20 protein-coding genes and 1 tRNA gene are annotated in these 19,708 nt (G+C 66.0%); 9 read left to right on the forward strand and 12 right to left on the reverse strand.

Features of this window, described 5'->3' with window-relative positions; all coding sequences use genetic code 11:
• Positions 1 to 30: 30 nt before the first annotated feature.
• The gene (locus ASG77_RS05935) at positions 31 to 711 is read right to left on the reverse strand and encodes a response regulator transcription factor (protein WP_056342479.1); all 681 of its coding nucleotides are present in this window, start codon (positions 709 to 711) and stop codon (positions 31 to 33) included.
• The gene (locus ASG77_RS05940; RefSeq protein WP_056342482.1) at positions 708 to 1,916 is read right to left on the reverse strand and encodes a sensor histidine kinase; all 1,209 of its coding nucleotides are present in this window, start codon (positions 1,914 to 1,916) and stop codon (positions 708 to 710) included. The genes ASG77_RS05935 and ASG77_RS05940 overlap by 4 nt, the downstream gene beginning before the upstream one ends.
• Positions 1,917 to 2,118: 202 nt before the next feature.
• Here ASG77_RS05940 and phoU point away from each other — a divergent pair, with 202 nt between their 5' ends.
• Entirely contained in the window at positions 2,119 to 2,772 is a 654-nt protein-coding gene (gene phoU / locus ASG77_RS05945; RefSeq protein WP_056342485.1) for a phosphate signaling complex protein PhoU, read from the forward strand.
• 76 nt (positions 2,773 to 2,848) lie between these two features.
• On the opposite strand, the gene ASG77_RS05950 is transcribed toward phoU, so the two are convergent.
• Complete coding sequence (locus ASG77_RS05950) at positions 2,849 to 3,595, reverse strand: phosphoglyceromutase (RefSeq protein WP_056342488.1); 747 nt, start codon at positions 3,593 to 3,595, stop codon at positions 2,849 to 2,851.
• A 78-nt stretch (positions 3,596 to 3,673) separates the two neighbouring features.
• On the opposite strand from ASG77_RS05950, the gene ASG77_RS05955 reads away from it, so the two are divergent.
• Positions 3,674 to 4,498: a class I SAM-dependent methyltransferase gene (locus ASG77_RS05955; protein ID WP_200950675.1), complete on the forward strand. Its 825-nt coding sequence runs from the start codon at positions 3,674 to 3,676 to the stop codon at positions 4,496 to 4,498.
• Positions 4,499 to 4,514: 16 nt separating this feature from the next.
• On the opposite strand, the gene ASG77_RS05960 is transcribed toward ASG77_RS05955, so the two are convergent.
• Entirely contained in the window at positions 4,515 to 4,865 is a 351-nt protein-coding gene (locus ASG77_RS05960) for a DUF2516 family protein (RefSeq protein WP_056342490.1), read from the reverse strand.
• 9 nt (positions 4,866 to 4,874) lie between these two features.
• Entirely contained in the window at positions 4,875 to 6,065 is a 1,191-nt protein-coding gene (locus tag ASG77_RS05965) for a trans-sulfuration enzyme family protein (RefSeq protein WP_056342493.1), read from the reverse strand.
• A 53-nt stretch (positions 6,066 to 6,118) separates the two neighbouring features.
• Between ASG77_RS05965 and tmk the strand changes: the two genes are divergently transcribed.
• From tmk to ASG77_RS05990, 5 genes are all read left to right on the forward strand, one after another.
• Positions 6,119 to 6,775 (forward strand): dTMP kinase, encoded by a 657-nt coding sequence (gene tmk, locus ASG77_RS05970; protein WP_056342497.1) that lies wholly within the window; start codon positions 6,119 to 6,121, stop codon positions 6,773 to 6,775.
• Positions 6,772 to 7,914 (forward strand): DNA polymerase III subunit delta', encoded by a 1,143-nt coding sequence (locus ASG77_RS05975; RefSeq protein WP_056342501.1) that lies wholly within the window; start codon positions 6,772 to 6,774, stop codon positions 7,912 to 7,914. The genes tmk and ASG77_RS05975 overlap by 4 nt, the downstream gene beginning before the upstream one ends.
• A 21-nt stretch (positions 7,915 to 7,935) precedes the next feature.
• Complete coding sequence (locus ASG77_RS05980; protein WP_056342504.1) at positions 7,936 to 9,501, forward strand: alpha/beta hydrolase; 1,566 nt, start codon at positions 7,936 to 7,938, stop codon at positions 9,499 to 9,501.
• A 107-nt stretch (positions 9,502 to 9,608) separates the two neighbouring features.
• Positions 9,609 to 9,681, forward strand: a tRNA-Thr gene (locus ASG77_RS05985).
• Positions 9,682 to 9,844: 163 nt separating this feature from the next.
• A complete protein-coding gene (locus ASG77_RS05990; protein ID WP_056342506.1) occupies positions 9,845 to 10,747 on the forward strand; it encodes a DNA/RNA non-specific endonuclease in 903 nt (300 codons plus the stop codon).
• Here ASG77_RS05990 and ASG77_RS05995 read toward each other — a convergent pair.
• Positions 10,744 to 11,244, reverse strand: a complete 501-nt coding sequence (locus tag ASG77_RS05995) for a hypothetical protein (RefSeq protein ID WP_156380190.1) — start codon at positions 11,242 to 11,244, stop codon at positions 10,744 to 10,746. The two genes, ASG77_RS05990 and ASG77_RS05995, sit on opposite strands and share 4 nt — an antisense overlap.
• A 63-nt stretch (positions 11,245 to 11,307) precedes the next feature.
• Here ASG77_RS05995 and ASG77_RS06000 point away from each other — a divergent pair, with 63 nt between their 5' ends.
• On the forward strand, positions 11,308 to 12,291 hold the full coding sequence (locus tag ASG77_RS06000; protein WP_056342649.1) for a hypothetical protein: 984 nt from the start codon (positions 11,308 to 11,310) through the stop codon (positions 12,289 to 12,291).
• Positions 12,292 to 12,330: 39 nt separating this feature from the next.
• Positions 12,331 to 12,516, forward strand: a complete 186-nt coding sequence (locus ASG77_RS06005; protein ID WP_056342512.1) for a hypothetical protein — start codon at positions 12,331 to 12,333, stop codon at positions 12,514 to 12,516.
• Between the two features lie 20 nt (positions 12,517 to 12,536).
• Here the strand turns inward: ASG77_RS06005 and ASG77_RS06010 are convergent, their stop codons facing one another.
• The 6 genes from ASG77_RS06010 to ASG77_RS06035 all read right to left on the reverse strand — a co-directional run bounded on the left by ASG77_RS06010 (position 12,537) and on the right by ASG77_RS06035 (position 19,708).
• Positions 12,537 to 13,016 (reverse strand): hypothetical protein, encoded by a 480-nt coding sequence (locus tag ASG77_RS06010; protein ID WP_056342515.1) that lies wholly within the window; start codon positions 13,014 to 13,016, stop codon positions 12,537 to 12,539.
• A gap of 8 nt (positions 13,017 to 13,024) precedes the next feature.
• A complete protein-coding gene (locus ASG77_RS06015) occupies positions 13,025 to 13,705 on the reverse strand; it encodes a bacterial proteasome activator family protein (RefSeq protein WP_056342517.1) in 681 nt (226 codons plus the stop codon).
• 116 nt (positions 13,706 to 13,821) lie between these two features.
• Positions 13,822 to 14,025 carry a YbdD/YjiX family protein gene (locus ASG77_RS06020; protein ID WP_056342522.1) on the reverse strand — a complete coding sequence of 68 codons (204 nt, stop codon included), beginning with the start codon at positions 14,023 to 14,025 and terminating at the stop codon, positions 13,822 to 13,824.
• A complete protein-coding gene (locus tag ASG77_RS06025) occupies positions 14,022 to 16,325 on the reverse strand; it encodes a carbon starvation CstA family protein (RefSeq protein ID WP_056342526.1) in 2,304 nt (767 codons plus the stop codon). Before ASG77_RS06025 ends, ASG77_RS06020 begins: the two co-directional genes overlap by 4 nt.
• A gap of 200 nt (positions 16,326 to 16,525) precedes the next feature.
• On the reverse strand, positions 16,526 to 16,810 hold the full coding sequence (locus ASG77_RS06030; protein WP_056342528.1) for a DUF1540 domain-containing protein: 285 nt from the start codon (positions 16,808 to 16,810) through the stop codon (positions 16,526 to 16,528).
• A 138-nt stretch (positions 16,811 to 16,948) separates the two neighbouring features.
• Positions 16,949 to 19,708: an FtsX-like permease family protein gene (locus tag ASG77_RS06035; protein WP_056342531.1), complete on the reverse strand. Its 2,760-nt coding sequence runs from the start codon at positions 19,706 to 19,708 to the stop codon at positions 16,949 to 16,951.

A 19,708-nucleotide genomic window follows, 5' to 3' on the forward strand; every position in this document is an offset into this window, starting at 1 on the left:
GATGCCCGGCGTGCCATACGGCGGAGAGGCCTACGGCTCGAACTTGTAGCCCAGGCCGCGGACGGTTACCAGGAAACGCGGTATGGACGGGTCGGGCTCGATCTTGCCGCGCAGCCGCTTGACATGCACATCCAGGGTTTTGGTGTCCCCCACGTAGTCCGAACCCCAGACCCGGTCGATCAGCTGGCCGCGGGTGAGTACGCGGCCGGAGTTGCGCAGCAGCATTTCCAGCAACTCGAACTCCTTCAGCGGCAAGAGGACCTGCTGGCCATCCACGCTGACCACATGCCGTTCGATGTCCATCCGGACAGGGCCGGCCTGGACTGTGGCCGAGATCAGTTCCTCGGGTTCACCTTGCCGGCGGAGTACGGCCCGGACGCGGGCCACCAGCTCGCGGGAGGAGTAGGGCTTGGTGACGTAGTCGTCAGCGCCCAGCTCCAGGCCAACCACCTTGTCAATCTCGGAGTCCTTGGCCGTCAGCATGATGACCGGAACGCTGGAGCGCTGCCGCAGCTGGCGGCAGACCTCGGTGCCCGACAGGCCGGGGAGCTGCAGGTCCAGCAGCACCAGATCCGCCCCGTTCCGGTCGAATTCGGTGATGGCGTCGAGGCCGTTGTCCACCACTTCTACCTCGAACCCCTCCTTGCCCAGTAGATAGGACAACGGATCACTGAACGATTCTTCGTCTTCGACAATCAAAATCCTGCTCAAGCGCTAGCTCCTTGCTCATGTACGCCGCGTTCTTTTCTGCGCACGGGTACGGCTGGTTCTTTGACACCTGCGGTATCCGGTGCGTCCTGGCTTTCCATCTCAGGCAGCCGCAGGGTGAAAGTGGAACCCTGGCCGGGCCGTGACCACAAAGTCACTTCACCGCCATGGTTGGAGGCAACGTGTTTGACGATGCTAAGGCCCAGGCCCGTTCCGCCCGTGTGGCGCGAACGCGCCGCATCCACCCGGTAGAAGCGCTCAAACACGCGCTCCTGGTCCTCCGGGGTCAGCCCCTCGCCCTGATCCGTGACCGACACTGCGATCAGCCCGTCCTTTGACCGGACGCCCACGCCCACCCTGGTGTTCTCCGGGGAGTATCGGATGGCGTTGTCGATCAGGTTACGCAGGGCGGTAACCAGCAGGTCCCGGTCACCAAAGACGGTGGCCTTAACCCGCTCCCCCACCACGATCCGGATGTTCTTGCTTTCAGCGGGGAGCTGGGAACGGTCCACCGCTTCCGTGATGACCGCGTTGATGTCCACGGCCTTGCCCTCTTGGGACACGCTGGCACCTTGGAGGCGAGACAGCTCGATGATGTCCTGGACCAGGGCGGCCAGCCGGGTTGACTCCTTGTGCATACGCTTGGCGAACCGGCGAACTGCTTGTTCGTCGTCGGCCGAGGACTCCAGTGCCTCGGCCAGCAGGGAAATTGCGCCCACCGGGGTCTTCAGCTCGTGGGACACGTTGGCCACGAAGTCGTTGCGGATCTCTTCCGTGCGGGTAATTTCGGTGCGGTCGTCGGCCAGAAGCACGATATATTCCTCGCCGAGCATGGCCGCCCGGACCTGCACGATGATGGTGCCGTGACCCAGCGGACCGCGCTGCAGCTCCAGCCGTTTTTCCAGGATCACGCCATCACGGCGCACACCGGCCGTCATGTCCAGAAGTTCTTTGTGGACCACCGTATGGCCGCGCACCAGGCCATACGCATAAGCTGCCGGGCTGGCGCGCACCACACCGTCCACGGCGTCAACCACCACAAAAGCCCGTCCGACGACGGCCAGTACTTCCGCGGCGCCGGCCGGCAAAGCGAGTTCGTCGACGTCGACGTCAACAAGCTGGCGCTGCTTTTCACTGATCCTGAACGCGAGCACGCCAAAGGTGCCGAGCGACAGGCCGACCAGGCCGGCGATGACACCGATGAGCATAGGATCCACACATCCAGCTTAGGCCGTGGTTCCTGTCGAGACGGTGCGTCATGGCCCATTACGGGGACGGTTCAGCTAACGTTCATCTACAACCGACTAATCGTTTACCGCACGCTGACAAAGTTATATGTTGGAGTGCCGAATGGCGACATGAGTTCCGTCTGCCACCCGAGGGGCGGAGTTCCAAAGAAAGGACGCCCACGTGCGTAAGGTTTTTCAGGAAGAGCTGACCCAGGTGGGTGAGCAGCTGGTGGAGATTTCGCGGTTGGTCAGCGAGGCATTGGCGAAAGCCTCGACGTCCTTCCAGGTTGCCGACGTTGATCTGGCAGAGGACGTCATCGCCGCGGACGCCCGTATCGACTTTTTGCAGACCAGCCTGGATGAGCGCGCTATCGACATCCTCGCACTGCAGGGGCCGGTGGCCAGCGATCTGCGGATGATCGTGGGCTCCCTGCGCATGAGCGCTTCCCTGGAGCGGATGGGGGACCTGGCCCGCCATATTGCCCAGCTGGCCCGGCTGCGTTTCCCGTCCACCGTTATCCCTGCATCCATGACGGAAACGTTCAACAAAATGGCCGAGCAGGACCAACTTATCGCCGACAAGCTTATTGTCCTGCTGGAATCCCGGGACCTCGAAGTGGCCCGCGACATCCACAAGGCCAACAACACCATCGACGATCTCCACCTGAGCGTGTTCAAGGCGATCGCCGCGCCGGACTGGGCCGAGTCCCCCGCCACCACCGTGGACGTGGCCTTGGCCAGCCGCTACTTCGAACGGTTCGCTGACCACGGCGTGTCTGTGGCCCGCAAGGTCACCTACCTCGTCACCGGCGAATGGCAGGGGCAGGGCTTCTAGCCGCTCCCTAAACCACATACGACGGCGGGCCGGTCACCTCAGGTGACCGGCCCGCCGTCGTTCGTTAACTACGGCCTTATTTCTTGCCTTGGTTCGCCACTGCCAGGATGGCTTCCGCAGCCGCGTCCGGGTCCAGGTAGGTGCCGCCTCGCTTGATCGGCTGGAAGTCCTCGTCCAGGTCGTAGACCAGCGGGATGCCCGTGGGGATGTTCAGGCTGGCGATGGCGTCGTCGCTGATGCCATCCAGGTGCTTGACCAGGGCGCGCAGCGAGTTGCCGTGGGCTGTAACCAGAACGGTCTTGCCGGCTTTGAGGTCTTCCTTGATGTCCGATTCCCAGTAAGGAAGCAGGCGGACCAGGACATCCTTGAGGCACTCGGTGCGGGGCAGTGCGTCGCCGAGGTCCGCGTAACGGGGGTCATGGGCTTGGGAGAACTCGGAGTCGTCGGACAGGGGCGGCGGCGGGGTGTCGTAGGACCGGCGCCATTCCATGAACTGCTCCTCGCCGTATTCGGCCAGGGTCTGTGCCTTGTCCTTGCCCTGCAGGGCGCCGTAGTGGCGTTCGTTCAGGCGCCAGTCCCGCTTGACGGGGATCCAGCCGCGGTCGGCCTTGTCCAGGGAGATGTTGGCCGTGTTGATGGCCCGCTTCAGGAGCGAGGTGTAGAGGACATCCGGGAGAAGATCGTTCTCAACCAGGAGCTCGCCGCCGCGTGCTGCTTCCTCGCGGCCCTGGTCGTTGAGGTCAACGTCCACCCAGCCGGTGAACAGGTTCTTGGCGTTCCATTCGCTGTGGCCGTGGCGCAGCAGAATCAGCTTGTAAGTCATGATTTTTATCCTAGCCGAGGCACGGCGCCGCCCGCCTTGCGTTACAAAGGCCCTGCGTTACAAGGATAGGGTTGGGCCGTGGTGCAAAAAGCTGAACGCGTGAGCGCTCCCCATGGCCGGAGCGGCAGGCCGGTCGGAAACGTAACCCGGGGCACCACCAATCCCAACCGGATGCGGCGGGTGGACCGCTGGCTCACCGGCCCCCAGGCCTGGCGCCTGCGCGCGGCCGTTGACCCGCTCGTGGTTGACCTGGGCTACGGCGCAACGCCGGCCACCGCCGTCGAACTTTTTGAACGCCTCCGCGCAGTCCGGCCGGACGTCCGCGTGTGCGGAATCGAAATCGAGCCGGAGCGCGTCCGGATCGCCAAGGCGCTCGAGCGGCCGGGGCTGAGCTTTCAGGTGGGCGGTTTCGAATTGCCGCTGCCCGGGCGCCCCGTGCTGGTCCGCGCCTTCAACGTCCTGCGGCAGTACGAAGAGGCCGATGTGGCGGGGATCTGGCGACTGGTCCAGGGCCGGCTCGCCCCCGGCGGCCTCTTTATCGACGGTACCTGCGATGAGATCGGGCGGCGGGTGACGTGGGTTGCCCTCGACGCCGAGCGGCCGTTGTCACTGAGCATGTCCGTGCGGTTCGGCAGCTTTGACCTGCCCTCGGAAATTGCCGAGCGGTTGCCGAAGGCGCTGATCCACCGCAACGTTCCGGGAGAGCCTGTCCACCGGCTGATGCAGGCCATGGACCGGGCCTGGCTGGAGTCGGCGCCGCTGGCGTCATTCGGCAACAGGCAGCGCTGGCACGCCATGTGCAGGGCATTGCTCGACGGCGGGTGGCCGGTTCAGGACGGCCCGGCGCGGTGGCGCCTCGGCGAACTAACGGTGGCCTGGGAAGCGGTGGCGCCGTCGGTCTAGTGGGGGCCGGTGGGGATCACCAGCCGCCGTAGGGCCCCGTATTACGGCTACCGCCGCGGCCCGCGTCCTTGACCGCTGGCCGGACGTCTGCGAGGTAAATGGACGCTGCCACCACAGCGGCGAGCCCAAAGAGGCCAAGCGTGCCGAAGATTCCGCCGCTGCTGAAGAGCGAGATGGCGCCGATCAGGGTGGCACCGCCGGTCAGTGCCAGCCAGAAGGTCTTGGTTCGTTTTCCGGTCGCTTCAAAGGCGGCGGACTTGTGCCTGACGCAGTCCAGCAGAGCCCACACTTCAAGTCCGAATGCCACCAGGGCAAGGATAAAAAACACTGCCAGCTCTACAGGCCGAATTATCAGTTCACCGTCCACCGTCCAAGCCTAGCGGCCCAGTGAGTCGAGCGCCTGCTTCAAATCGGCCCAGAGGTCCTCAATATTTTCAATGCCGACGCTCAGCCGCACCAGGTTGTCCGGGACACTCAGCGGCTCGGCGGCGTGCCGGCGGCGCCGTTCGATCAGCGATTCCACCCCGCCCAGGGATGTCGCCGGGAGCCAGAGCTGCAGCGCGCGGACCAGTTTGTCCGCGGCGTCTGCTCCGCTCAGGCCGGCAACCGGCGCGATCTGCACGCACACAATCGAACCGAAGCCCGACATCTGGGTCTTGGCCCGTTCATGGCCGGGATCCGTGGGGAGGCCGGGGAACCGGATGCTATCGATCAGGGGGTGTGTGCTCAGGCGTTCCGCCAGGACCGCGGCAGAAGCCTGAGACCGTTCCACACGCAGCGCGAGGGTCCGGAGCCCGCGCAGCGCCAGCCATGCCTCGAACGGCCCGGCGATACCGCCATGAATGATGCGGTGGTGCAGCAGCGCTGCCCGGATGTCAGGGTTGGACGTCACCAAGGCGCCGAGGACGACGTCGGAATGTCCGGCCAGGTATTTGGTCACCGAGTGAAGAACGACGTCGGAACCCAGGCTCAGTGGCTGCTGGACCAACGGCGTGGAGAACGTATTGTCCGTCACCACAATGGCGCCCACCCGGTGGGCCGCCGCGGTGAGTTCGCGGATATCGGCGATGCCCAGCATCGGGTTGGTGGGGCTCTCAAGCCACAGCATCCTGGCCGCTTTCGCGTCCGGTCCCCGCGGCGCGAGCTGTGCTTTGACTGCGTCAGTGTCCGTGATGTCCACAGTCCGCAGTTCCATGAAGCCCTTCTGCGCCAACTCCGTGGCCATCACGAGCGAACCCGCATAACTGTGCGACGGCATCACCAGGACGCCGCCGGCGGGCAGCAAGGACAGCGCCGAACTGACGGCCGCGAGTCCGGACGCGTAGAGCAGGCCGGGCAGTTCAGATCCTTCAAGCTGGCCCAAGGCCTCCTCAAAGGGATCCCAGGTGGGGTTGGAGTAGCGGCCGTAGCCCCGGTCCCCGTCGCCCAGCGCTCCCGTGCCGAAGTACGTGGAGGACAGCACGATGGGCGGGTTGACGGGCTCGTCCCGCTCACGCGGCGGCCGGCCGGCGGCAACCACCACGGTTTCGGCCGACAGGGACGCTGCATACTGTTCCGAGAGACTCATGGAGAAAGCGTACTTGGACGTGCAGCGGCTCCCGAAGTCGGTAGTCTAGACCAGTGACCACCAACAGCCCTGGACTTTTCATCGCCTTCGAGGGCGGCGACGGCGCCGGCAAGTCCACCCAGGCGGCCCGTCTTGCCGAGGCTCTGGAAACACGTGGCCTGACAGTCCTGCGGACCCGCGAACCCGGCGGGACGCCCATTGGCGAAAAACTGCGTTCCCTGGTCCTGGACCATGGCCACGGCCACATCGACGCCCACACCGAGGCACTCATCTTTGCTGCCTCCCGCGCGGCCCATGCCAGCCAGGTGATCCGCCCGGCACTGGAACGCGGCGAGGTTGTCCTGACGGACCGCTACATTGATTCGTCCGTGGCGTACCAAGGGGCCGGCCGCGATCTGGGTGCCGACGCCGTGCGTACCCTCAACGAATGGGCGACGTCCGGGCTGCAGCCCGACCTCACGGTGTTGCTGGACGTGGACCCCGCTGACGGCCGCCGCCGCCGCACAGCCGGCGACGCCGCCGAAGACCGCCTTGAGTCAGAGGCCGATGAGTTCCATTCAACAATCCGAGGGGCGTTCCTCGAACTGGCCTCCAGCCGGCCGGATACGTATCTGGTCCTGCCGGCGGAGCTGCCCGTCAACGAACTGGCCGCGCTGATCCTCACCCGCGTTGATGCCTTGCTCGCGTCTGCAGGCCAGGGCGCCGCATGACTGTCTGGGACGACCTCCAGGGCCAGCCCGCCGTCGTCGAACAGCTCCGCCTTGCCTCGCGGGGCGAAGGACTGACCCATGCCTGGCTGTTCACGGGCCCGCCCGGATCCGGGCGTTCCAATGCCGCGAAGGCCTTCGCGGCCGCCCTCAACTGCGATCAGGACGACGTGGCCAGGCGCGGCTGCGGGGAGTGTCCCGCCTGCCTGACCATCCTCGGCGAGACCCATTCGGACGTGACGTACGTCAGGACCGAGAAGGTCACCATCACCATCGATGAAGCCCGCGATCTGGTGTCCAAGGCGGGCAACCGGCCGTCGTCCGGGCGCTGGCGGATCATTGTGGTGGAAGACGCCGACCGCATGGCCGAGCGGACCACCAATGTGCTGCTGAAGGCCATCGAGGAACCCACGCCGCGGACCATCTGGATGCTGTGCGCACCGTCGCCCGCTGACGTCCTGGTGACCATCCGTTCGCGCTGCAGGGCCGTGGCCCTGCGGCTGCCGCCGGCCGCCGACGTCGCCACTTTGCTCGTGAAGCGCGACGGCGTGGACCCGGCACTCGCCGAACGCGCTGCCCGCGCGGCGCAAAGCCATGTGGGGATCGCCCGCCGGCTGGCGCGGGACCCCGAGGCAAGGGAACGCCGGCTGGAAACGGTGAGGTTCCCCCTGGGTCTGCGCGGCGTGACCGCAGCGGTGATGATGGCGGACAAGCTCGTGAAGATCGCCACCGCCGAAGCCAACAGTTCCAATGAAGAGCGCGACGCCGCCGAGAAGGCTGCGCTGCTGGCCACCCTGGGTGCCCCGGAGTCAGGGACGCTCCCGCCGACCATGCGCAGCCAGGTCAGGCAGCTTGAAGACGACCAGAAACGACGGGCCAAGCGATCCATCACGGACTCGCTGGACCGGACGTTGACGGACCTCCTGTCGTTCTACCGGGATGTGCTGATCATCCAGCTCGGGAACGCCGTGGAGCTGGTAAACGTTGAGCTCAGGGGTGAGCTGGAGGAATTCGCCGCCCGGTCTGCCCCGGAGACCACCCTCGCCCGCATGGACGCCATCAACAAAGCCCGCCAACGCATCACCACCACCAACGTTGCACCGCTGTTGACCATTGAGTCCATGGCCGCCAGCCTGATCTAGCACCTACTAGGAGACCGCTCGATGACTGCACGCCCCCTGCCCGCACGCTCCCGATCCCTGGTGATTGGGCTGCGGGCTGCCGGCGCCCTGATCCTGGCCCTGACGCTGGCCTCGTGCGGCCTCTTTGGCGGGGACACCCCGGACGCGGCCCCCGCTACGGCGAAGGCAGACCCTGCTATCGTGGCGTCCGCGCCCGCCGGCTTGGACACCTTCTACGCCCAGGAGGTTGTGTGGGAGCCCTGCGAAAACGGCTTCCAGTGCGCCAAGGTCACCGTGCCGATGGACTACGCGAAGCCGGACGGCGACACGATCCAGATAGCTGCGCTGCGGGCTCCCAGCACGGGCAAGAAAACCGGCACCCTGCTGGTCAACCCGGGCGGTCCGGGCGGGTCCGGCTACGACTTCGTCAAGGATGCGGCCGGAACGCACTTCCCGCAGTCTGTCCGGGCCAACTATGACCTGGTGGGCTTTGATCCTCGGGGCGTCAAACGCTCCGCCCCTGTTACGTGCCTGACGGATGCCGAACGGGACGCGTCCCGGGCAAAGGTCTACGCACTGGATACCGATGCAGGGCTTGCCGCCGCTTTGACCGATAACAAGGCCATCGCCGCGCAGTGCGCCGCCAAGACGGGTCCGGTACTGGGCCACGTCGACACGGTCAGCGCTGCCAAGGACCTGGACATCCTGCGGGCTGTGGTCAATGACTCGAAGCTCAATTACCTGGGGTACTCCTACGGCACGTTCCTTGGTTCCACCTACGCCTCGCTGTTCCCGGACAACGTGGGCCGTATGGTCCTGGATGGCGCCCTGGATCCGTCCATCAGCAACGAGGAGCTGACCAGCGGCCAGGCCGTGGCTTTCGAAAAAGCCATCAGGGCCTACGTGGCCAGTTGCCAGCAGGAATCCTCGTGTCCGCTCAGCGGGAACGTGGACAGCGGAGTCCAGCAGATCCGCGACCTCATCACCGCCGTCCAGAACACACCTTGGCAGGCCAAGGACGGCCGCCTGGTGAACGCCACGATGTTCGTCAGCGGCCTCATCACTCCGCTGTATAACGACCAGAGCTGGCCCGCCCTGACCCAGGCCCTCGAAGCTGCACTGAACGGTGATGCCAGCCTGATGCTCCGTCTGGCGGACCTCGGCGCTGACCGCGGCGCCGACGGGAAGTACACGTCCAACTCCACCTTCGCCTTCGGCGCCATCAACTGCCTGGACTACCCCATGGTGTCCGATACTGCCGCCATGCGCGCGGAACAGCAACAGCTTATGCAGGCCTCCCCCACCCTGGGCTACTTCTTCGCCTACGGCGGCACCAACTGTGTGGACTGGCCGTACAAGAACCTGCGGACTCCCGCCCCGGTGGAATACACCGGCGACGCTCCCATCGTGGTTGTCGGAACCACCGGCGACCCTGCCACCCCGGTGGAATGGGCCGCATCCCTACGCAAACAGCTGGGCAACGCCTCCCTGCTGACCTGGCAGGGAGAGGGCCACACCGCCTACGGCCGGGCCAACAGCTGCCTCGAAGACGCCGTGGACAAGTACCTTGTGGACGGAACTGTTCCCGCCGACAACACCGTCTGCTGAGGAGTTCTGCTGAGCTGTTTCGGCGCCCATTTTGACCCGGGCGCAGGGACTCTATTACAGTTGACTCTTGCATGAACCGCCCGGTTACGCCGGGCCAATTATGCGGTGCTTCCTTAGCTCAGTCGGTAGAGCGTTTCACTCGTAATGAAAAGGTCATCAGTTCGATTCTGATAGGAAGCTCGGGATAAACCCCGTATTGTCGCTGATTTCGACGATGATACGGGGTTTTTCGCTGGTTAAGCCCTCCGACAGCCCGCCGCATTGAGCTGGGCCGCCGACGGCAGTTTCCCTGTGGTCCACCGAAATTCATCCTGCCGTCATCTTCCACTGCTAATGTCCGGCCATGGACGAACTATTGCTGGTACCGGGTTCTGCCGCTGCACGTGATCTGTCGAACCGGGCGGGGTACGACGTCGACTTCCTGGGTGTACAGGTTCCTGTGCCGATTCTGGCCGACACGAAAACGATCCTGCTGCCCTACACCCACTTCTCGGTGCTCATGCGGCTGGACAAGCGCCTGGCCGCCGTCACGGCCCTCGGCATCGACGGGGAGAAGCTGATGGATCTGGACCGATCCGGGATCCAATGGCAGCTGGATCCAAGGTTGGCCGAGGACCAGCAGACCGGCGAGCAGCTCTACGCCCGGAACAACCTTGATAGGGGCCACCTGGTCCGGCGCGCCTCAGCCGTCTGGGGTGATACCCGGCAGGAGGCCGCCCAAGCGAATGAGGACACGTTCCACTACACGAACGCCGTGCCCCAGGCTGCGAAGTTCAACCAGAGCCTGGACCTGTGGCTCGGGTTGGAGGCCTACCTGCTGGAGCATGCCGCCGACCACGGCCGGCGGCTGATCGTGTTCACCGGGCCCATCTTCGGGGACAACGACCCCGTGTACCGCGGCGTGGACATTCCGCTGCTGTTCTTCAAGGTCGCCGCATTCCTCCAGGACGGGGAGCTTTCGGCCACCGGCTACATCGTGGACCAGACACCACAGCTGGCCGACCTGCCCGACGTGCCCCGCCCGGGCGCCGTGGACGACGAGGCCCCGCCCCTGGGCCCGTTCCGGACTTTTCAGGTTCCCATCCGCGATATCGCAGCCGTCACCGGCCTGGATCTGGACCAGCTCGTGGCCGTTGACCGGATGCCCATCGCCGCAGAACTACCCACCGCACGGGTGAGGTCGACGTGGCGGACGCTCATGTCTCCGGAGGACCTGGACCTGGACTTCGATCTGAACGGAGACTAGAGCCCTGGCGGAACCGTGAGTTCGACCGGCGAAGCTTCCACGGGACCGCCGCACTGGGCCGAGCCGCCAACCCGCTTCCAGTCCAGGTCGGCTTCCTTCTCGGCGAGGACCTCGCCCGTGGCAGACAGCGCTTTAGCGGTCACGTGGTCAGGAGGGCTCATGCTGACGGTGAACCGCCAGGTATCGGCGTCGATCCTTTCAGCGTAGAACGGGGCCATGGTGGGCTGGGCTTCCGGGGTGTGCGGAGCCCTGGCATCCAGCGTTGTTGTCACGACAATGGGCGGTGCTGCCGTCCCCGGCTCCGGTCGCAACTCCGAACAAGCGCCATCGGCGCACAGCTGCACGGTATCCACATGCGAGACATCACCCGCCAGTTCAACCGTGATGGAGTTGACCCACCCGATGGCCGGACAGACGTTCGAGCAGCCGGCAACCGGGATGCAGACTGCCAACATCAGAACGGCCGGCCGGACAAGGAGCCCCCACACTCTTCTCATGCGGCCAGTCTAGGCGGCACACATACCCTTCGGCTCCGGAGCCCGCCCCCTATGATGGCGAGCATGGATGACAAGGCGCTGACGGCTATCGCGTTCAAACTGTACGCCCTGCCTATCGAGGAATTTGTGGCCGCCCGGACCGCCGCAGCCAAGGCCGCCGCCGGTTCCGGGAAGGAGCTCCCGACTGCCGTCAAGGCCTTGCCAAAACCTTCAGCGGCGGCCTGGGCCATCAACATGCTGGCCATCCATGAGCCAGGAGTGCTCGCGCAGCTTGCCGAACTCGGCCAACGGATGCGGTCGGCCCAGGCATCCCTCGACGCCGCCGCCCTCCGGGAACTGGCGCGGGAGCGCCGCACCCTGCTGGCGACCGCCGTCGAGACCGCCCGCGCTGTTGCTGAACGCCAGGGGCGCAGCATCAGCGCCACCATCGCCGCCGACGTCGAGCGGACCCTGCAGGCGATGACCGCCGACGAAGGTGCCACTGCCGCCGTCGAAAGCGGACTGCTGGTCCAGTCGCTGTCCGCCGACGGCGTGGACACTGTTGATCTCGATGGGGCCGTAGCGGTGCCCGGGGCCGTGCCGGCGCCGCTGTCCACCACTACGCAGCTCACTACCAAACAGCCACCGGCGGCTACCGCACCGGAAGAAGAACGGACGACGGCGGAACCCGGCACCCGCAAACCCGCGGACCAACCGCGCCTCAAGGCTGTCAGGGAGACTCCGCGCCCGGCGTCCCCCTCGGCGCTGGAGAAAGCCAACGCTGCCTTGGGCGAGGCCATGGCAGCCGAAGAGGAGTCCGCCCGGCTGGCCGTGGAGCGGCAAAGTCAGCTGGCGGACACGGAGGCCGAAGTCGCGGACCTGACCCGCGAAACACGTGAGCTCCGCGACCGGCTCAAAGCCGCGGAGGAGCAGCTGGACAGCGCCAGGAAAAACCTGGGCACGGCGGCAGCCGAGGCCAAGCAGGCGGCCCGGGCGGCTGATAAGGCCAAGCGTTCGGCCATGCTCGCGCAGGAGCGGGTGCTACGCCTGGGCAACACGCGGGACTGATGAACGGTTATTGTCAGACCCCGGTTGCAGACTGGATCTATGGAAAACCAACTTGCACAGGAATTTCACGTTACATACTTCGACGCCGATTGCGGCCGGATCAACAGTGAAATCTTCGACTCACTGAAGGAAGCCGAGCGTTTCGCCAACCGGAACTGCGGCACCGAGGAATCGTGGGCCGTCATCGACGCTGTTGCCGTGGGGCAGGCGAGAATCGCCGCCTGAGGCTCAGCCGGAAATACCGCTCAGCCGGAACGGCTTTCGGGCTGGCCGCCGGCGGCGGCATCCTCGGCGAGCCGGCGTTCGGCGTCGGCCACCTGCTCAAAGACTGATTCCGCGCGGCGCCGTACCGAGGCCGCCCCCACCGGCACCGGACCGACGGCGAGCCGCAGCATGGCGGCAGCCTCGGCAGTGGTGGCCAGTGAATTGCCTGCCTTCGACAGCGACCGGTGCACACCGGCCAGGTCGCCAGGAATGTCCAGCCCCTCGCTGGGCGAACGTCGCTGGGCCTCGACGCAAACAACACGGACACGTTCGAGGAGCCCCGCCAGCTCGTTCGCGACTCCCACGAGTTCCGCATAAAGCTGCTCGTCCTCGACACCTTCGAGGACCTGGTGATAGCGGTCCAGGCCACGGTGGAAACGATCGTTGGCACGGCGCCAAAGGCCCTTGCCCAGCTCAGCATCGTCCTTGCGCCCTTGGCGGGCGGCAGTAAAGAATCCCACGCAGGAACCTAGAGGTACTGACCGGGACCGTGGTCCGGGTCCTCCGGCCGGCCTGACGGCACCGGACCGGAATGCTGGCCGGCGGCGGCCCTCTGCGGCTCGCCGTTCTCCCCGATCACCACACCCGGGGCGATCATGGTGCCTGGCGGAAGCTGCCTCAGGTGCATCTGCGCGGCGGCCTGCTCCCGTGCCGCGTGCTGGGCGGCGATGGCCGTCTGGATCCCGTGGAAGAGGCCTTCAAGCCACCCCACCAGCTGCGCCTGGGCGATCCGAAGCTCCGCGTCCGACGGCGTGGCGTTCTCCGGGAAAGGCAGGCTGATCCGTTCCAGTTCTTCAACGAGCTCCGGGGCCAGGCCGTCCTCCAGCTCCTTGATGGAACGTTCGTGGATCTCGGCGAGGCGTTCGCGCGCGGCGTCGTCCAGCGGTGCCGACTTAACCTCTGCCAGGAGCTGCCGGATCATGGTGCCGATCCGCATGACTTTCGCAGGCTCGTCCACAAGATCCTGCAGGTTGCTGCCCTTGGCCTTGCCCCCGAGTGACCTGCTCGACGCCGCCGGGCCGGTAGTGGCCGGACCTGCAGCGCCGGCTCCAGCCGGGATGGGCACAGCCGGCATGGCCGGTTCGCCGTTGTCGAGGGTCCTGCCCTCAACGGGGACATCATCAGGCTGAGTGTCTGTCGGATCGCTCATGCGTTCATACTCTCACGAGCCGAGGACGGGCAGTCCAGTTGAGGAAGCAGTCCAGTTGAGGAGGCAGTCCAGTTGATGAAGCCGGCCAGCCGGTGAAGGCTGGCCGGCCGACAGCGTCAGCAGCACCGGCCCTGCGGGTTGGAATCCTGGCGGTCCGTCCGGTCGCGCCAGAACTCGCGTTCCGTCAGTGGCGGCTCCCCGTGTCCGGCCGCGTGGTGGTGCTCCAGGTACTTGGCGTACGCATCAGCACCGAGCACGCCGCCGAGGTACCGGGCGAAACCCCGGAACCCAGTTGCCACCGCGGCCAGACCGGGGCTCATTTGTGGTGACCTGCCCTTTCGAACCGCAGCTCGGCCGGAAGCTTGTTCCACTCGGCCTCCAGCTCACGCTCCGCGGGTGTGGGGATCAGCCCGGCGGGTGCGAAGACCTTCGACGGCCGGGCCTCGTCCTCGTTGTCAACGTTCGGCAACCCAGCGGAATGGTTGCGGAAGGCCTTGATGGTGGCCACCAAAGCCATGGTAATGACGATGATGCTCAACACCACAAAGATGACGGACAGCCAGCCCTGGATGGCGGTGTTGCGCACCACGGCTTCCATGGCGGCAACGCTCTTGGCTGTGCCGAACTCGGTCTTGCCGTCCGCGAGTGCCTTGGTGAAGGCTGCGTTGTTGGCGAAGTAGCCGACGGCAGGCGTTGACGAGAAGATCTTCTGGTAGCTCGCGGTGATAGTCACCACGGCGGCGAACGCCAGCGGTACGGCCACGATCCAGAGGTATTTGAAGCTCCCCCGCTTGGCGACGATGGCCAGGCACACGGACAGCGCGATCGCGGCCAGCAGCTGGTTGGCGATGCCGAAGAGCGGGAACAGCGTGTTGATGCCGCCCAGCGGATCGGTCACGCCCATGAGCAGCACGGCACCCCAGGCGCCCACCATAACGGCGGTGCACAGCCAGGCTCCCGGCCGCCACGAGTGCTCCTTGAACTTCGGGATGAAGTTGCCGATGGAGTCCTGCAGCATAAAGCGCGCAACGCGTGTACCGGCGTCGACCGCGGTGAGGATAAACAGCGCCTCGAACATAATGGCGAAGTGGTACCAGAACGCCATCAGGGCCGTCCCGCCGATGAACTGCTGCATGATGTGGGCGAGTCCCACGGCAAGTGTGGGCGCGCCGCCGGTCCGGGACACAATGCTTTGCTCCCCGACGTTGGCCGCCGTCTCCGCGAGCATGGCCGGGCTGACGTTGACCCCGGACAGGCCAAGGCCATTGACCCAGGCGGCCGCGGTTTCCACCGTGCCGCCGGTCAGGGCGGCCGGCGCGTTCATGGCGAAGTACAGCCCGCGGTCAATGGAGATGGCCGCGACCAGCGCCATGATGGCCACAAACGACTCCATCAGCATGCCGCCGTAGCCGATGAAGCGGGTCTGGCGTTCCTTCTCGATCAGTTTCGGGGTAGTGCCCGAGGAGATCAGGGCGTGGAAGCCGGATAGCGCCCCGCAGGCAATGGTGACAAAAAGGAACGGGAACAGGGCACCGGGGAAGACCGGCCCGTTGTCCCTGCTGGCGAACTCGCTGAACGCCGGGACAGTGATCTCCGGGCGGACCACGATGATGGCCAGTGCCAGCATCACGATCACGCCGATCTTCATAAACGTGGAGAGGTAATCGCGGGGAGCCAGGAGCAGCCAGACCGGGAGGATGGCCGCGATGAAGCCGTAAACAATGAGGCCCCACGCGATGGTCACCTTGTCCAGGGTGAAGAACGCGGAGCCCCATTCGGTCTCCGCCACCAGGCCGCCGCCGATGATCGCGGCCATCAGGAGTACAAAGCCGATCAGGGAGACTTCCATGATCTTGCCCGGCCGGATGTAGCGCAGGTAGACGCCCATAAACAGCGCAATCGGGATGGTCATGCCGACCGAGAACACGCCCCACGGGCTTTCGCCCAGGGCATTAACGACGACGAGCGCGAGGATCGCCACGATGATCACCATGATCAGCAGCGTGGCGATCAGTGCTGCGGTACCGCCGATGACGCCCAGTTCTTCGCGGGCCATCTGGCCCAGGGAACGGCCGCCGCGGCGCATGGAGAAGAACATCACCAGGTAGTCCTGGACCGCGCCTGCGAGGACAACGCCGATGATGATCCAGATGGTGCCGGGGAGGTAGCCCATCTGGGCCGCGATGATGGGTCCGACCAGCGGGCCGGCGCCGGCGATGGCGGCGAAGTGGTGGCCGAACAGCACGTTGCGGTCCGTGCGGACATAGTCCTTGCCGTCAGCCTTGTATTCCGCCGGCGTGGCGCGGCGGTCATCCGGCTTGGTGATGAGGCGTTCGATCACTTTGGAGTAGAAGCGGTAACCGATCAGGTAGGTACAGACCGAGGCAAAAACGAACCAGATCGCGTTGACGGTCTCGCCACGGACGATCGCCAGCATGAACCAGGCGACGCCGCCGAGCAGTGCGATGGCAGCCCAGAGGGCGATCTTGGCCGGGGTCCATTTCTTGTCCTCAGCCTCGCGGACGGCCTCATCCACGGCCGTTGGCGGAAGCTTCGGATCAGCGGTCAATGGGCCTCTTCCTTTCGCTGCACGTACCGGTTCGTCAGGCCTGCTGGCCATGTCTCCTCCTTGAGATTTGGTGCTTCTGTGAGTTGCTCAAAGGCACCCTACCAACGCCGCACCAACGAGGAGGCGGCATTGTGCCCGCGCCGCGTGTCATTGCGGTGAACGGCGGGCGGGCGGCGCCGAGCGCACAAAAGCCCCCGTTCAGGGTTTCCTGGACGGAGGCCTTCGTGACTAATCCCGAGCGGGAGCCGTGGCTACGCGTGTGCGTAAGTAAGGCAGTCCGCGTTGTCAGCGCCGGGGCCCACGTGGACTTCCGCAGCGTTGCACATCAGGTGGTCGTTGTGGACGCACTCGGAGCGCTGGCATGCTCCGACATCCGCCAGGACCTTGGGCAGGCCGCCGTGCGTGCCGGTATCGATGAACGTGGCGCAGCTGGCGTGGTCTTTGCTCCCGCCAACCGTGATGGCGTGGGCCGTACAGCCTTCATGGTCATTAAACGAGCAACGGGTAACACTGCAATCGGCAACATGCGTTGTCATAAGAGGTCCCTCCGTACTTCGGCCGCCCGGGACGGACAGCGTGCTAAGCCCCACGGTAGGCCTGTTAGGCCCAATCAAAAAGACCCAACTGTGTGACCTAATTCCGGCCCTGCCCATTCGGCTGCCGCGGCAGACCGCTCAGGTCCCCACCTCCCGGCGGGACACCGGGAGCCTCGCCCGGGTAAACAGCCAAGCCAAGGCCGCACCGGTGAGCGGCACTGCGATCAGCAGCGCCACGAGCTGGAGCCAGGGAACGACGGCGGTCCGCGCCATCCCGGTGGCCGTCACCAGCAGCACGGCGGGCACTATCCCGGCAACACTTCCCAACACGGTTCCGAGCCCCGCCGTCATCAGCGCCTGGGAACCTGCGAGCGCCTTCCGCAGGCGCGGGGCCGCACCCACGCCGGCAAGCGTCACGTGGTCCTTCTGCGAGTCCGCCATGGACAGGCCCGTGGTGATGCCTGCCGCGCTGAGCGTGATCAGCGCGCCCAGGCCCACGATGGACCAGAGGATCAGCGAGTCGTCCTGCTCCGGTCCGCGCTCGATAAGCGGGGTCCCGTAGCGGTCCTTGTAGATGCCGGCGAGCGCTTCGGACATTTTGTCCATCTGGACGGCATCAGGGTAGGCGCTGAACTGGACCAGCAGCGCGCTGTCATCCACGCGCATTCCGGCCGTCGCTGCCGCCACGGGGGAAACTACGCCGTAGTACTGCACCTTAACTGCCGGCTCCAGCACGGCCGCGGCAACTTCCGTCTGTCCCGTCTCCACGTAGCCCTGGAAGACACCAGTGGCCGGATTGCCCGGCGCGGGCTTCCGCATGTCCTTCGCCACCAGGGACGCGTGCCCGTCGCGGACGAACACGGGGTTGGTCACCACCATGCCACCGGCCGCCAACACGTCGCGGGCTTCGGCCGTGGGCACCGTTCCGAACAGCCTTTCCACGTCATCGGCCGTTCCGACGATGACGGAGTCAACACTTCCCTGCGTCTCGTACGGACGCATCGCTCCCTGGCAGCGCCAATCCTCCGGATCCCGGACACGCTGATGGCCGGCGGTCACGGGGCACGCGTTACCCTCGGGTGTGGCCAGCGAATATTGCAGGCAGCTCGTCGTCGGCGTTTGCGCTGGCGACGCGTCAGCCAGTTCGGGCCGCACGTCGCAGTTCCGGATGGCGGCCGTGCGCAACACGCTGGTCCATTCGACGGTGTCCACTGCTCCATTCAGGGCGGACACCACCTCTGCGGGGTCGATCCGCAGTGGGTCCGGCATTGTTCCGTCAGCCAGTGGAGGCTGCCACACGGATAACGGCAGGACTGCCTGGTTTTTCAACGCGGACCAGTAGTGGTTTTGCTGCTCGTTCGCCTGCTGGCTGGCGGCCAGCACCATGCCGGCACTGGCGAGGGCGGCGGCGGCAAGGACGGCGGCAACAGCTGGAACAGTACGGCCGCGGTTGCGGGAAGAGTCCCGGGCGGCCATGCGCGCAGCCAGCGGAAGGCGTCCGGCACGCTTGCCAAGGAACGCCACCACCTTGCCGGTCAGCAGGACCAGGGACGCAACGCCCAGTACCGCGCCACCCAGCAGGAACCAGAGAATCACCGGCGTCCTTGAGAAGAACACATCAGGGTCTTCGCTGCTGACGGCAAGCCATGAGCCGACGGCAAGTGACACGGCAGCCACTCCCAGCAGGACAGTACCCACCACGGTGGACGATTTGCCGGCCGACGCCGGCGCCCGCCCAGATTTGAGCGCGCCCAGAACGGCCTGCCGCGCCACCTGCCGCGCGGGCGCAAGGGCAGCCAGCAGACAGGCGACATAGCCCATAACCATCACAAGGACCGTCAACAACGCGTCCGGATGGAAGCCCGGGAAACGGACCGATCCGCTCAGGCGTGCCACGATTACCACCGCGGCGGCCGCTGCCAGACCCACAGCGGCGCCGGCTGCTACGCCAACGCCGCCGAGCCACAGACCGGCCGCCATCACCACCGAGCGGATGGTGGGGCTTTCGGCCCCCGTCGCGGCGAGCAGGGCCAGCTCCCGGACCTGTCCCTTGGCGCCCACGGCAAACGCGGCTCCCGCCAACAGCCCCACCTCCAGCAATGCCAATGCGCCCAGCAGCGCCCCGGCCGCGTAGGTGGTGAGCGGCAGCGCCGCGCTGGTTGAGGTGGCCTTGATGGCCGACACGGTTGGCTCGCGGACAGCAGAGTCCGGTGGAACCGGAAGACTCATGTCACCCTGGCCGGGCTTGAGGTAAACGATGGAGTTGCTGTCCGAATAGCCCGCATCGCGGAGCGTTCCGACCGCAACAAACGTCCCGGCCGACGTCGCCAGCTCCTCCCCCAGTCCCAGACCGAACCGCTCCAGCAGCCCCGGCGACACGAGCATCTCGGCATCAGTCCCGGGGGCCCTGCCGTCCAGCAGGGTGTATTTTCCGGCAAATGCCGGGGCCAGGGCGTCCACCGCTCGGCCCATCACACGCACGTCCGCCGCACCCGACTCGGCGGTGAGGTCGAGGGTGGATTCTGTGAGCACGTCGTAGCCGGCTGGAATCGCGTCCTGCGGATCAGTCGGCGTGAAGTCCGGGTTGCTTTCCCAGTCATTCGTGGTGATGCGCAGCTCTTCGACCGGGTCCTGGACCATGGCTCCATTTGCCATGGGCATGGGCCGGAACCGCGCCTGCGTGGTGCCGAGCTGGTACTGCACGCGCTCGGCGGCGGTCTCCTGGGTGCTCTGGACCAGTGTGACCGCCCCCGTCATTGCGGCCACGGGGAGCATGATCAGCAGGACGATTAGAAGGGACCGCCCTTTGTGGCGGCGGATATCGCGCCGCGCCATCCGCACGGCGACGCGGAAAGCCTGCCGGCGCCCGCCGGGCGCCGGGTCGAGGGTGAGGGCCAC

Source organism: Arthrobacter sp. Soil762, from assembly GCF_001428335.1.
GTDB lineage: Bacteria > Actinomycetota > Actinomycetes > Actinomycetales > Micrococcaceae > Arthrobacter.